Annotated in this window: 10 protein-coding genes; 8 read left to right on the top strand and 2 right to left on the bottom strand. The window is 75.8% G+C overall.

Translation table 11 applies throughout. The features are described from left to right. Nucleotides 1-140: 140 nt before the first annotated feature. Nucleotides 141-782, bottom strand: a complete 642-nt coding sequence (locus DEF28_RS21930) for a TetR/AcrR family transcriptional regulator (RefSeq protein WP_114399708.1) — start codon at nucleotides 780-782, stop codon at nucleotides 141-143. A 412-nt stretch (nucleotides 783-1194) separates the two neighbouring features. On the opposite strand from DEF28_RS21930, the gene DEF28_RS21925 reads away from it, so the two are divergent. Further along, the gene (locus DEF28_RS21925; protein WP_114399707.1) at nucleotides 1195-1404 is read left to right on the top strand and encodes a hypothetical protein; all 210 of its coding nucleotides are present in this window, start codon (nucleotides 1195-1197) and stop codon (nucleotides 1402-1404) included. Nucleotides 1405-1995: 591 nt separating this feature from the next. Here DEF28_RS21925 and DEF28_RS21920 read toward each other — a convergent pair. Further along, complete coding sequence (locus DEF28_RS21920) at nucleotides 1996-3033, bottom strand: helix-turn-helix domain-containing protein (protein WP_158562896.1); 1038 nt, start codon at nucleotides 3031-3033, stop codon at nucleotides 1996-1998. Nucleotides 3034-3941: 908 nt separating this feature from the next. On the opposite strand from DEF28_RS21920, the gene DEF28_RS21915 reads away from it, so the two are divergent. From DEF28_RS21915 to DEF28_RS29100, 7 genes are all read left to right on the top strand, one after another. Continuing rightward, nucleotides 3942-4856 carry a nucleoside hydrolase gene (locus DEF28_RS21915; RefSeq protein ID WP_114399705.1) on the top strand — a complete coding sequence of 305 codons (915 nt, stop codon included), beginning with the start codon at nucleotides 3942-3944 and terminating at the stop codon, nucleotides 4854-4856. A 183-nt stretch (nucleotides 4857-5039) separates the two neighbouring features. Continuing rightward, nucleotides 5040-6740, top strand: a complete 1701-nt coding sequence (locus tag DEF28_RS21910; protein ID WP_114399704.1) for an L-lactate permease — start codon at nucleotides 5040-5042, stop codon at nucleotides 6738-6740. A gap of 1655 nt (nucleotides 6741-8395) precedes the next feature. Beyond that, a complete protein-coding gene (locus DEF28_RS21905; RefSeq protein WP_114399703.1) occupies nucleotides 8396-9325 on the top strand; it encodes an AEC family transporter in 930 nt (309 codons plus the stop codon). A 183-nt stretch (nucleotides 9326-9508) separates the two neighbouring features. Next, nucleotides 9509-10696 carry a glycosyltransferase gene (locus DEF28_RS21900; RefSeq protein WP_114399702.1) on the top strand — a complete coding sequence of 396 codons (1188 nt, stop codon included), beginning with the start codon at nucleotides 9509-9511 and terminating at the stop codon, nucleotides 10694-10696. Nucleotides 10697-10964: 268 nt separating this feature from the next. Continuing rightward, complete coding sequence (locus DEF28_RS21895; RefSeq protein ID WP_114399701.1) at nucleotides 10965-11468, top strand: inorganic diphosphatase; 504 nt, start codon at nucleotides 10965-10967, stop codon at nucleotides 11466-11468. Nucleotides 11469-11637: 169 nt separating this feature from the next. Then, the gene (locus tag DEF28_RS21890) at nucleotides 11638-13275 is read left to right on the top strand and encodes an acyl-CoA carboxylase subunit beta (protein WP_374058226.1); all 1638 of its coding nucleotides are present in this window, start codon (nucleotides 11638-11640) and stop codon (nucleotides 13273-13275) included. A gap of 15 nt (nucleotides 13276-13290) precedes the next feature. Next, nucleotides 13291-13401, top strand: a 111-nt coding sequence (locus DEF28_RS29100) for an acyl-CoA carboxylase epsilon subunit (RefSeq protein ID WP_199493448.1), incomplete at its 3' end; no start/stop codon positions are given.

Raw genomic sequence — 13401 nt, 5'->3', positions numbered from 1 at the left:
CAGTAGGGCGGTCAGCCGGGCCCGCGCCCGTACCGGCCGATCAGCGCCCCGCCGCGGAAGGGGCCGCCTCCGGCTCCCCGCCACGGCCCCCGCGCCAGTCCGCGCCCGGCAGTCCCCGGTGTCGCTGGCCGGGCTCCGGTTCAGTCGGGCGGCGGGCCGGGGCGGGCGGCGGGGTCGGTGAGGTAGGCGACCACCATGTCGCCGAGCATCCGGCGGTGGTGCTCGCGCCGCTCCGGGTCCAGCGGGTCCCGGCCGGAGATCGCGGTGAACGTGTGCCGGCTGGCCACCGCGAAGGCGCAGTAGGAGCAGATGACCATGTACAGGTCCACGGCGTCGGCGTCGGCGCGGAAGACCCCGCGTTCCCGGCCGCGCCGCAGGACGTCGGCGATGAGGTCGATGACCGGGCTGCCCAGGTCGGCCAGCACCTCCGACTTGGCGAGGTGCCGGCCGCGGTGCACGTTCTCGACGCTGACCAGCCGGACGAGGTCCGGGTCCGAGGTCTGCTGGTCGTAGGAGAGCTCGGCCAGGTGCCGGACGGCCTCGGCGGGTTCCAGCCCGGTGGCGTCCAGCTCCCGTTCCGCCTGCCGGATCCGGGTGTAGACGCGCTCCAGCACCCGGACGTACAGCTGCTCCTTGCCGCCGAAGTAGTGGTAGATCATCCGCTTGGTGGTGCGGGTCCGGGCCGCGATCTCGTCCACCCGGGCCCCCGCGTAGCCGCGTTCGGCGAACTCGCGGACGGCGACGTCGAGGATCTCCTCCCGGGTGCGCGCCGCGTCGCGCACCCGTCCGGTGGCCCGCGGCGACGGGGGGGACGGCTGGCATGCGGCTCCTCACCGGCTCCTGGTCGCGTGGCTCGATTCTAGGCTGGTCACCGCCCCGCTCGCGGTCGGGCGCGGCCTCCGGTGCCTCCGGCGGCACGGTCGTCCACCGGCCGGCCGCACGGCACGGCCCGTGCGCCGCGGCCACGGGGTGGGGTGCGCCACACGGCCCCGGCCGATGGATGGACCGCGCGGGTCCGCCCGGGCGCCTCACCAGGCAGGACGACGAGCGGTCCGCCACCGGCGCCCCGGACGCGCGGACGCTCGGGGGCCGGACCGCTGTCCGCCTCCGGCCATGTGCCGGATTCCGTCACCGAGCGTGGCGAAGATCGGGCACCCTGGCGCGCGGACCCTGACCCCGACCACAGGAGGCGGCATGTCCTTCGACGACGTGACCATGGACGAACTCGCGACGAAGGCCCTGCGGGCCCAGGAAGGGGGCGACCACCAGGCCGCCGCCCTGTACGCGCAGCTGGCGCACGCCAAGGCCATCGACCTGTTCGCGCGGGACATCCGCAGGAGCACCCAGGGGCTGCACGAGGCGGCGTCGCTGTTCTCGACGGCGGCCCGGAGAATGCGGTCGTAGTCCGCGGTACCCGCCGGGCGGACGGCAAGCTGACCGACCGTAGTCGGCGGGCGGCCGCACGAAGGGCCCGGCACGAGCGCCGGGCCCGCTCCTGCGTCGCCCCGCCCGATCGGCACGGCCCCGCGGCGCCCCGTCAGCGTCGGCATCAGCCGTCCCAGGCCGGCCCCGCCACCTGAGCGGTGCCTGGCGGCGGGCGGTGCCGGGCGCGGCACGCGGGCCAGGGCGCCGGGTCGCACGGCCGGCCCCGACCGCGCCCGGTGCCACCGCGACCCGGACGAGCGCCGGCAGAACCGATATGGATATGGCGGACCGGACCGCCGTACCCGGAGGCCCCGGCGTGCGCGTCCGGGACCGGCGGTGCACCGCTCCGGCCGACCCGGAAACGCGGCCCGGTGCTCCGCCGCCCAGGCGTGGGGGCCGCTCGGGTCCCGCGCCCGCGGCAGCCCCCGGCGAAGACGTGCGGCCTCGCCGTCGGCCTGGCGCCGACACCGGCGGGGCCGGTGCGGGCTGGATGCCCGACTCGGCGCGGGTGCGTCACCAGGCGGCCCGCAGCCGGGGCGGCTCCGCCTTCTTCGCTCGCGCGACGCTTGGTCAGCCGGATGCCGGCCCGGGCGTGCGCTCCCGCGCCCCGGGGTGCGGCCCACCCCGCGCCGCCGCCTGGCGGCCCCGCTGGCGGAAGTCGCGGGGCGCCAGCCCGTAGGCGGCGCGGAACGCCCGGCTGAAGGCGGCCGGGTGCGTGAAGCCCCAGCGGGACGCGATCCGGTGGATGGGCGTGCCGTCCAGGGCCGGGTCGGCGAGGTCGCGCCGGGCGTGGTCGAGGCGCTGGTCGCGGATCCAGGCGGCGACGGTGGTGTTCTGCTCGTTGAACAGCCGGTGCAGGTAGCTGGTGGACACGTGGTGCGCGGCCGCGATGCTGCCGGGACTCAGCCGCGGATCGTGCAGCCGGTTCCCGATGAACGCGCGGACGCGCTGCAGGAGCGCGTGCCTGCGCTCGTCCACCGGCGGAGCGAGGTCGGCCTCCAGCGCGTGCGCGAACAGCGCCGACACCAGGTCCAGCAGCGCCGTCCCCAGCCGCACGCCGTCGTTGGGGCGCACCGGCGCCGGCTCGGCGAGGAGCCGGGTGACGAAGCCGGCCAGCAGCGCGCCGATCCCGTCGCGCCCGGACAGCCGCCGCCCCAGCGCCCGCTCGACGTGGTGCGGCGGGAGCGACAGCGCCGAGCCGGGCACGGCCAGGCTGACGCCCTCGAAGAGGTCGCCGTCGTGCGGTGCGCGCAGCACGCACCGGCGCAGCCGCGGCAGGTCGAAGGGGTACACGTCGCCGGCGCCGACGGTGCTGCACCGGCCCGCCCAGTCCATGCTCGCCGTTCCGCGCAGCGGGATGAGCAGCAGGTACGCCCCGCCCTCGGGGTACGGCTCCGCCGGCGGGCGCGGTGCGCGCAGCCAGGTCGCCACGGCGGCGCCGGAGCCGACGCGTACCGGCCCGAGCCCCAGCACCCGCTGGTAGGACCGGAGACCGGGCGCCGGCTCATCGCTCGACGCGTCCCCGGCCCAGGCGTCCAGGGACCACCCGCGCGGCCACCCGGACCGCGTCGGGGCGCGGTCGTGCTCCATGAGATCGGCCGATTCCATCACTCTTCTCCCCGTCCGGCACCGCCGGCCGCGCGATGGGGCCGCCGACGGCGATTCCGCTCGTTCCGGCGCGCGCGTCCCCCGACGCGCGGCACCGCACACCACCTTCTCGGGACGCGCTCCCAGCGTCGTTATACGAGTAGTGACTTTCGGCGGTGGCCGAAGAACCCCGGCCGATCGCGGTCGGCCCCGTCCCCCGCTCCCATGGATACCGGCACCGGCCTGGCCGCCGTGACCGGCACCGCGACCGTCCTGCGCGCCGGCCACGCCACCCGGCCCCCACCTCCCGCGTCGCCGGGCGCGCCCGGCGACGCGGGAGGTGGGGGCCGGTGCCCGCCGCGGCTGCCCGTCAGCGGCGGCCCCGTCGCCGTGCGGCCGCGGCGGAAGCGCTCTGGGGTCCTGCCGCCGCGCGTGCGCCTCGTGCCGCACCCGCCGCGGCATCCGGTGGTCCGCCACCGTGGGCGCTCCCACCGGAGGAGCCGCCGGGCCTCGGGGCACGCCAGGACGGCGCGGCCGGGGCGCCGCGCCCGCCAGCCGTCCGGATCGGCCGCACGCGACTCCGGGCCGTCGCGGCCGGGACGCACCGCCCCCTCGGTGAGCCCCGGCGGCAGCTCCCGCAGCGGTTGGCGTACCGGTCCGTTCGGCCGTCCACGTCGCGGGCGAAGCTGGCGGCGAAGCCGTCGTCGACGCCCCCCTCAAAGACCAGCTCCACCCGGAGCGCCACGGCGGGCGGGCCTTCGAGGGCGTCTCGGTCCGGGTCGGCCAGGGGATCCCGGCCATGGCCGCGGCGATCCGGCACCACCACACCCGCGCACCAGTGGCCAGGTCCCCGATCGCCTACCACCACCCACCACAAAGGAACCACTCGACTAGTCTTGGACGCGCTTCCCCCATCGAAAGCGGTTTCCATGGCCGACGGCACCCCGCTGATCATCGACACCGACATCGGCGGCGACCCTGACGACGCCATCGCGCTGGCCGCGGCGGCGCGGACCGTTCCCGAGCTCGTCCTGGTGCTGACCAACGACGAGACCGGCCCCGATGTCGGCCACGGGCAGCGGGCGCGGTTCGCGCGCCGGCTACTGGACGCCCTGGGCCGGGACGACGTCGAGGTGGCAGCGGGACACTCGGCGGGCGCCACTCGCTACTTCTGCGTCGAGGACCTGGTTCCGGAGCGGACCGCCCCTTCCGCGCTCCACGACCGCTCGGCCCCTTCCTCCGACGTCCTCACGGCCGTCGGGAAGGTGCTCGCGGCGACCGGCGGCCCGGTGCGGTGGGTCGGGATCGGGGCGTTCAGCAACCTCGCCCGGGTGCTGCGGGAGCTGCCGGAGGCGGCGCCGCGGCTGCGCGTCACCCAGATGGGGGGCGCGCTGAGGTACCGCGATCCGTCGCGTGCCGAGCACAACGTGCGGATGGACGTGCCGGCGGCACACGACTTCCTGCGCCACGTCGCGGCCGGCCGGCTGCCCCGGCCGACTCTGGTCACCTCCGACGTGACCTTCACGACGCACATCGAGGTCACGCCGGAGAGCGCGCCGCGGCTCCTCCCCGTGCGCGCGGACGGTCCCGAGTGGGCGGCCCTGCTACGCCGGCACCTGGACCGCTGGTTCGCGCGGTTCTACCCGGGCAGCATGCAGCACGACGCCCTCGCGCTGTCGGCCGCGCTGGGCCTGCCGTTCGTCCGGACGGAGCGGGCCTCGGTCGCCCTGGACGGGATCGGCCGCATGTCGGCGGCCGAGGGCGGGGCCGAGGTACGGCTCAGCGTCTCCGCGGACTACCCGGCGTTCAACGACTGGCTGGAGCGGGTGCTCCAGGCCCCGTGACCCGCGGCCGTCCCGCCGCCGCGCTCCGGCCGGGCGGCGGCGGGACGGCCCCCTCTTGCGTCACGCTCCGGACGCACTTACAGTCATCCCGTAATTGAAAGCGCTTTCCGCCTCTCGTGGGCGCGGCCTGCCGTCGTCTCCCCCACCGACTCCCCGCCGACCACGTACAGAGTGGAGGGCTCCATGGGCTGGGTCCAGAACTACGAACCGCTCGGCGGCCTGTGGGGCTCCGCGGCGCTCGCCGCGCTGCCGATCGCGGCACTGCTCGTCGCGCTCGGCGTCGCCCGCCGCTCGGCGCACGCCTCCGCGGCGCTCGGGCTGGGAACGGCGCTGGCAGTGGCCCTCGCGGTCTACCGCATGCCCGTGGACCTCCTCGCCTCCTCGACCCTGCTCGGCCTGGTCTTCGGTCTCTGGCCGATCGCCTGGATCGCCTTCAACGCCGTCTACTTCCACAACGTGACCGTGGCCACCGGGCGGTTCGAGAGCATCCGCGCGGCGCTGGCCGGCTTCAGCCCGGACCGCCGGATCCAGGCGCTGCTGATCGCTTTCGGGTTCGGCGCGTTGCTGGAGGGGGTGGCCGGGGGCGGTTCGCCCATCGCCATCACGGCGGCCATGATGGCCGCGCTCGGCTTCCAGCCGGTCAAGGCCGTCGTCCTGGCGCTGCTGGCCAACACGGCGCCGGTGGCCTTCGGCGGTCTGGGCAACCCGCTCATCGTGCTGGGCACCGTGGCGGGACCGCTCATGGACATGGAACCGGCGACCGCCACCGAGCTGTTCTCGGCGATGACCGGGCGCCAGGTGCCGCTGCTGTCGCTCATCGTGCCCGGGTTCATGATGGTGGTCCTGGCCGGGTGGCGGCGGGCCTGGGAGGTGTGGCCGGCGGTGCTCGTCACCGGCGGCGGCTTCGCGGCCATGCAGTTCGTGGTGGCGAACTTCGTCAGCCCCAGCCTGGTCGACGTGGTGGCCGCGCTCACCGCCATGGGCGCCCTTTGGGCGCTCATGCGGGTGTGGCAGCCGCCGTCGGTCTGGCGCTTCGAGGGGGAGGAGAGCGCGCCGGACGGCGGTTCCCCCGCCGCCGGGACCGCCGGGACCTCGCCGGCGCACACCGGCATCCGCGCCTGGACCCCGTACCTGATCCTCGTCGCGGTCATCCTCGTGTCGCGCATCGGCAGCCTGTTCCCCGCCCTGCCGGCGTGGGCGAACGTGACCGCGTGGCTGCAGAGCGCCACCCTTGAGATCCCGTGGCCGGGGCTGCACGAACGCGTCGTCCGGGTGGCGCCGATCACCTCGCCGGACGCGCCCTACCCGGCCGTCCTCACCATCGACCTGCTCTACTCCGCGGGCTCGGTGGCCCTCATGGCCGCCGTCATCGCCGGCCTGGTGATGCGGGCGACGCCGGCCGTACTCGCGCGGGTGTACTGGCAGACCTTCGTGCAGATGCGCTGGGCCCTGGCCACCATCATGATGATCCTGGCGATCGCGCACGTGATGAACTACTCCGGCGCCACCTCGACGCTCGGACTGGCACTGGCGCAGACCGGATTCCTGTTCCCGTTCTTCGCCGCGTTCGTCGGGTGGCTGGGCGTCTTCCTCACCGGTTCGGACGCCTCCTCCAACAGCCTGTTCGGCCCCATGCAGGTGGTCTCCGCCCAGCAGCTCGGGGTCGACCCGATCCTGGCGGGTGCGGCGAACACCTCCGGCGGGGTGATGGGCAAGATGATCTCGCCGCAGAACCTGTCGGTCGGGGCGACGGCCATCGGCCAGACCGGCCGGGAGTCGGCGCTGCTGCGTCAGACCTTCGGGTGGTCGGTGGCGCTGACCGCGGTGGTCGGGCTCATCACGCTCGCCCAGGCGCACCTGTTCACGTGGATGATCCCGGGCTGACCACAGCCCGCTCAGCGGTGCCCCACCGGGCGCGCGGCATGACCGGGGCGCGGGCGACCCCGGCCACCATCGAGACGCCATCCGGATCGGCCAGCGCCTCCGGGTGCGTCGCGCCGCGCTCGCGGCGGTTCCCGACCGCGCCAGCCTGCCAGGCGGGCATACCGGTGCGGTGGTGGCGCACCCAGCCGGGGGCGGGCCGGCGGCGCCCGGTGGCCGCCGCGGTCAGCCGGACGAACAGCCCCCGGACGCGGCCGGGTGGCGGGCGGATTCGACATCGCTCGGGTCAGCGCTGCATCGATGTCCGCTGGACCGTTGACGGGTTCCGCGTGCTGGCGGGTGGCCGACGGCTGCTTGCGCGAGGCCGACCAGCCGCGGGGTGTGCCGGGTCGCGGCGTCCAGCGCCGGAAGCCTGCTGGCGGGGCACGCCCGCGGCCCGCCGGTGCCGCGCACGGCTCGGCGTTGCGGGCCAGGCTGGTTCCGTGCGGACGAGCACATCGACCCCTGGCAGCGCCACGCGGCTAACACCGTCACGGCCGAGCCCGCCTCCGCACCTCGGACCGGGCCGGATGGACGCGGAGCGCACGGCGAAGGGAACCAGCAGAGCCGCCGTTCACAGATCCTGGGCCCCCTCGTCATGGAGGCACCTACCCCAGCCCCCCGATCAAGGATCAGGGGGCCGACCTCGTGGCCGCCGGGCCAGGGCCGCGCCGGGCGGTCGATCCGCGCCGGGCGCACCGCGGGACAGCGGACGCCGCCCCGGAGACTCGCGGCCGGGAACGGACGGCAGCGGCACCCGGGGCTGAGGCCGGCGCGGCATCGCGGCGGAATGGGAATTGCGCCGGGAACCGAATGCGGCATTCTTATCCGCACCGGCCTTCGGCGCGTATTCCCCATCGTGGCCGGATCGATTTGACCATTTTATTTAAATTTGAACTAATGTACGGGAGCAGTCCGGCCGGGGGTCTCCGGCACGGGCCGCCGCGGGAGAGGGGGCAAGGGGCGCCGCAGCCCGGCGGTGCCCCTTGCGCGTGCCCGCGGCTGGCCGTCCGGGGCGTCCAGGGCCGCTACCGGGCCGGCGCCGCGGCCCGGGCCCCGGAGCACGCCGGGCTGGCACCCCGGCGTGAGGGCGTGGCGCCGGTCACAGCTTCCGTCCCGCCGCGGCCCGGTGCGCACGGGCCGCCTCGGTCCCGCGCCGGCCGCCGACCGCCCGGCTGGCGCGGGCAACACGGGGACCGGCCGCGCGGAGCAGCGGCCTTCGGGCATGGCGCCCGTGCCGGGTCGCGGACCTCTCGTTCTCCGGCGCCGCCGCCCGCTCCGAGCCGCCGCACGCCGACCCGCACCGTATGACCCGGCCGCGGTTCTGCCGCCGGACCGCGCGGCTCCCGCCTGTCCCCGCGTCCGCTCGCGGCGGCCCCGCCAGGCCAGCGTGGCGGCCGCCACACAGCCGCCGCACCTCGGCGGGCAGGGCGGGCACCTCGCGGCGGACGGGCAGGTCAGGGGGCCGGTCGGCCCGCTCCGCAAGGGCGGACCGGAGACGGGGGCGGGGGCACCCCCGGTACTATCCTGTGCCGCGTGCCCGACTTATTCGACATGTTCGACAGCGGCGCTCCGGCCGCACCCCCCGCCCGCGAGACGCCCCGCCTCCTGGAGCCCGCGTGCTCGGAGTCGTAGCCGGCTTCTCCGTCATCGCGTCGGTGATCGGCGTCGGCTACATCCTGGGCCGGACCCGAACCCTGGACGAGCACGGCCGGCACGCCCTCACGCGGCTCGCGTTCTACGTCGCGACCCCGGCGCTGCTGTTCGAGACGCTCGCCCGCGCCGACCTCGCCATCCTCGTCTCGCCCGCGCTGCTCGTCACCGCGTTCAGCATGGTCGTGGCCGCGGGCCTGTTCGTCGCCGTCGGTGCGCTGCGGCGGTGGGGCGTGGGGCGCACGACCATCGGCGCGCTCTGCTCCAGCTACGTCAACTCCGGCAACCTCGGCATCCCGATCGCGGTGTACGTGCTCGGTGACGCGACCCTCGTGGCGCCGGTCATGCTGCTGCAGCAGCTGGTCTTCTCGCCCGTGGCGCTGACCGTCCTGGACCTCAGCCGGCGCCGCCCCGGCGATCCGCGGCCCTCGCTCGCCAGGATCGTGGCGACCCCGTTCCGCAACCCGATCGTGCTGGCCTCGCTGTCGGGCGTACTCGTGTCGGCGGCCGGGTGGCACGTCCCCTCGGTCCTCATGGACCCGATCTCGCTCATCGGCGGCATGTCGGTGCCCGCGGTCCTGCTCGCGTTCGGTGTCTCACTGCGCGGCAGCTCCCTGCTGATCCGGGGCCGCGACCGGTGGCCGGTACTGCTGTCGGTGCTCCTCAAGGCGGTCGTGCAGCCCGTCGTGGCCTGGCTCGCCGGGCGCTACCTGTTCGGGCTCGACGACGACCTGCTGTTCGTGGTGGTCACCGCGGCGCTGCCCGCGGCGCAGAACCTGCACGCCTACGCGTCGCAGTACGGGGTCGGCACCACACTCGCCCGGGACTCGATCCTGCTCTCCACTCTGCTGTCGGCTCCGGCGATCCTCGTCGTCTCCACGCTGGTGGGCGGCTGATGAGGGTGCCGGCGGCGCTCACGCCGATCGCACACCACCCGGATCTTCACACAGAGTAAGCTGACGGACACGCATCGCCACTCCGGGCGGTGCGCCGCACCGGCGGGTGGCGCCGCGCGCCCGGCGGGGAACGCGGACGCGGGCCGCACCAGCGGGTGGCGGCCCACGACTCCGAGGGACACCATGCGCATCGTCCTCACCGCACAGCCCGCCTACTCCCATCTGGTCCCGCTGGTGCTGCCGGTCGCCGAGCTCGCCCGCCGCGCCGGGCACGAGGTGGCCGTCGCGACCGGCCCGGCCGTGGCCGGTCACGTCGAACGGGCCGGGTTCCCGGCGCTCGTCGTGCCGGACGCGCTGACGGCCGGGGAGGTCATGCGCGACCCCTCGGTCATGGGGGCAGCCCGGCCGGCGCCGCCGGGGAGGGCGACCACCGGCGTCACCCCCGAGATGTTCGGCCGCGGCTTCGTCGAGGTCATGGGCGGCCGGTTCGCCCACGGACTCCTCGACGTGCTCGCCGGCTGGAAGCCCGAGCTCCTGCTGCGCGAGTCCACGGAGTTCGGCGGCTACCTCGCGGCCGAGCGGCTCGGTCTGGCGCACGGGACGCTGGACATCGCCCCCATGGCGCCGCTCGCGCATCCCCTGGTGCTCGACCAACTCAACGCGGCGCGCCGGCGGCTCGGGCTGGCCGCCGTGGAAGACCCGTGGCATCCGCTGCGCGGCTTCCGCGCCGCGGTAGTGCCCGAGGAGTTCTACCCGCCCGCGGCCCGGCTCGCCGGCGCCCGCTACTACCGGGCGCCGGCGCCGGCGGTGGACGAGCCGCTGGACGCGGCCATCGCCGAGCTGCCCGGCGACCGGCCGCTCGTGCTCGCCAGCCTCGGCTCCAACGCCCCGCGCATGCTCGGCGAGCGGCCGGCCCTCCTCGACGCGATCATCACCGCGCTCGCCGAGCTGCCGGTGACCGCGGTCGTGGCGCTCGGCGCGGACCGCGACCCCGCCGCGTGGCCGGGGGCGCGGGCGGCGAACGTGCACCTGACGTCGTTCGTGCAGCAGCGCGCACTGCTGCCGGCCTGCGACGTGTTCGTCACGCACGGCGGCTTCAACGGCGTACGGGAGTCGCTGGCAGCCGGGACCCCCATGGTCGTGCTGCCGATCTTCGCCGAGCAGCCCGCCAACGCCGACCGCGTGGCCGAGCTGGGCGCCGGGCTGCGGCTGGACATCGAGCGGGCGGCCTCCGGGGCGCTGCGCGACGCGGTGGAGCGGGTGCGCACGGACCCGCGGTTCCGGGCGCGCGCCGGCCGCCTGCAGCGCGCGGCGCTCGCGCTCCCGCCGCTCGACAGGATCGTGGAGGACGCCCCGGCGCTGCTCGGCTGAGCCCGCCTGGAGCCGAGGGGCGCCTCCCCGCGGTCGGCGGCGCCTGCGGGGCTGCGCCCGGGGCCCGGGGCCTCCGGCCCGCGGCGGCCCGCGCACGCGGTCGCGCGGCCGGAGCGCCGACCGAGGCCGGGGCGGCCCGGAGGTCCTCTGCCGGCGGCGGACGGCCGGGACCGCGCCCTTCCCCCGGCGTCGCACACTGGAAAGGGGGGCTACCGCGCCGCCCGCCGGTGCCGGCACCGCGGCCCCGATCCCGAGAGGAGGAGCGGGCATGGAGTTCGACATGGTGGTCGAGATCCCGCAGGGCTCCCAGAACAAGTACGAGATGGACCACGAGCTGGGGCGCATCCGGCTGGACCGCCTGCTGTTCACGGCCACGCAGTACCCGGGGGACTACGGCTACATCCCCGGCACCATCGCCGAGGACGGTGACGCGCTCGACGCGCTCGTCGTCCTGGAGCAGCCCACCTTCCCGGGCTGCCTGATCCGGGTGCGGCCGGTCGCGGTCTTCTGGATGCGCGACGAGAAGGGCGCCGACGCCAAGATCCTGTGCGTGCCGGCCGGCGACCCGCGCAGCGAGCACCTGCGCGACCTCCCGCACGTCCCGGGGCACCTGGTGGACGAGATCGGCCACTTCTTCGACATCTACAAGAGCCTTGAACCGGGCAAGTCCGGCGAGGCGCGCGGCTGGCAGGGCCGGCGCGAGGCCGAGACCGTCATCGAGGACGCCCGGGCCCGCGCCGCGCGGGCCGGGCGGGGGCCGGCCCGCGGGTAGCGGCCGGGCGGCGGGCTGCCCCCGCCGCTGCCTCTTCGGGAGGGGCCGGTTGCTCACTTAGTGGCAGCCGGGGGCCGGCTGCCCGGTGGTTTTGACGCGCCTTTCATCGAGCGGCCGGAGGATCGGCGGCACAGCCGCACCCACCCGAGCCTGGTGAAGGAGCCCACCCATGACCGTGGCCCACGAGGCGGGTCCACGCCCGTCCCCCGTCGCCGACCCCGCCGGGGCCGGTCCCGACGCGCGTCCGCACCGCGCACCCACCATGCTGGAGCGCACGGTCGAGCTCCAGGAGCTCAAGGACGGCGTCCTGGACGGCCCCGGCGAGCGCGCGACCGCGCAGCAGCACGCGCGCGGGAAGCTGACGGCGCGGGAGCGCATCGACCTGCTGCTCGACCCGGGCTCCTTCGTGGAGGTCGAGGGGCTGCGCCGGCACCGGGCCACCGGTTTCGGCCTGGAGTCCCGCCGCCCGCACACCGACGGCGTGATCACCGGCTGGGGCACCGTGGACGGCCGCACCGTGTTCGTCTACGCGCACGACTTCCGCATCTTCGGCGGCGCGCTCGGCGAAGCGCACGCCGCGAAGATCCACAAGATCATGGACATGGCCGAGTCGGCCGGCGCCCCGCTGGTCAGCCTGAACGACGGCGCCGGGGCGCGGATCCAGGAGGGCGTCACGGCGCTCGCCGGATACGGCGGCATCTTCACCCGCAACGTGCGGGCCTCCGGGGTGATCCCCCAGATCAGCGTCATGCTCGGCCCGTGCGCCGGCGGGGCCGCCTACTCCCCGGCGCTCACCGACTTCGTCTTCATGGTGAACGGGACCTCGCAGATGTTCGTCACCGGCCCCGACGTCGTGCAGGCGGTCACCGGCGAGCACATCAGCCACGACGACCTCGGCGGCGCCGCCGTGCACTCCCGGGACAGCGGGGTGGCGGCGTTCGCCCACGACGACGAGGAGAGCTGCCTGGAGGAGGTCCGCTACCTGCTGTCGTTCCTGCCGGCCAACAACCAGGAGACGCCGCCCGCCGCGCCCGCGGCCGACCCGGCCGGCCGGCGCACGGACCGCCTGCTCGACCTCGTCCCCGCCGACCCCGCGCGCCCCTACGACATGCGCACCGTGATCGAGGAGGTCGTGGACGGCGGCGAGTACCTGGAGGTGCACGCGCACTGGGCGGGCAACCTGGTCTGCGCGCTCGCCCGGATCGACGGGCAGGTGGTGGGGATCGTCGCCAACCAGCCGATGGTGACGGCCGGCGTGCTCGACATCGACGCCTCGGAGAAGGGCGCCCGCTTCGTCGCCACGTGCGACGCCTTCAACATCCCGCTGGTGACCCTGGTGGACGTGCCCGGCTTCCTGCCCGGCGCCGACCAGGAGCACCGCGGGATCATCCGGCACGGCGCGAAGCTGCTGTACGCCTACTGCTCCGCCACCGTGCCCCGCATCCAGGTGATCCTGCGCAAGGCCTACGGCGGCGCCTACATCGTGATGGACTCCCGGTCCATCGGCGCCGACCTGTCCTTCGCCTGGCCGAGCAACGAGATCGCGGTGATGGGCGCCGAGGGCGCGGCCAACGTGGTGTTCCGCCGCGAGATCGCCGCCGCGGCCGACCCCGAGGTCCGCCGCGCCGAGCTGGTCCGGGAGTACCGCGAGCAGCTGATGCACCCCTACTACGCGGCCGAGCGCGGGCTGGTGGACGACGTCATCGACCCGGCCGGCACCCGCGCCGTCCTCGCGCGCTCGCTCGCGGCCCTGCGCCGCAAGCAGTCCAGCTCCCCCTACCGCAAGCACGGCAACCCCCCGATGTGAGAAGGAGAGCCCGCCATGGACGACAACGCACGCGATCCCCGCGGTCTGGCCGTCCGGGTGCTGCGCGGCCGGCCCGGCCCGGCGGAGCTGGCCGCCCTGGTGGCCGTCCTCGCCGCCGCCCGCCGC

The organism is Marinitenerispora sediminis (genome assembly GCF_003336425.1).
GTDB classification, from domain to species: domain Bacteria; phylum Actinomycetota; class Actinomycetes; order Streptosporangiales; family Streptosporangiaceae; genus Marinitenerispora; species Marinitenerispora sediminis.
The sequence above is the reverse complement of the archived record's forward strand: the minus strand, read 5'-3'. Positions and strand labels throughout refer to the sequence as shown.

Bases quoted from the DNA above. Each gene is read 5' to 3' on its own strand.
- DEF28_RS21890 (WP_374058226.1), top strand. From the start codon at position 11,638: ATGACCGTGGCCCACGAGGCGGGTCCACGCCCGTCCCCCGTCGCCGAC.
- DEF28_RS21900 (WP_114399702.1), top strand. From the start codon at position 9,509: ATGCGCATCGTCCTCACCGCACAGCCCGCCTACTCCCATCTGGTCCCG.
- DEF28_RS21920 (WP_158562896.1), bottom strand. From the start codon at position 3,033: ATGGAATCGGCCGATCTCATGGAGCACGACCGCGCCCCGACGCGGTCC.
- DEF28_RS21910 (WP_114399704.1), top strand. From the start codon at position 5,040: ATGGGCTGGGTCCAGAACTACGAACCGCTCGGCGGCCTGTGGGGCTCC.
- DEF28_RS21895 (WP_114399701.1), top strand. From the start codon at position 10,965: ATGGAGTTCGACATGGTGGTCGAGATCCCGCAGGGCTCCCAGAACAAG.
- DEF28_RS21925 (WP_114399707.1), top strand. From the start codon at position 1,195: ATGTCCTTCGACGACGTGACCATGGACGAACTCGCGACGAAGGCCCTG.
- DEF28_RS21915 (WP_114399705.1), top strand. From the start codon at position 3,942: ATGGCCGACGGCACCCCGCTGATCATCGACACCGACATCGGCGGCGAC.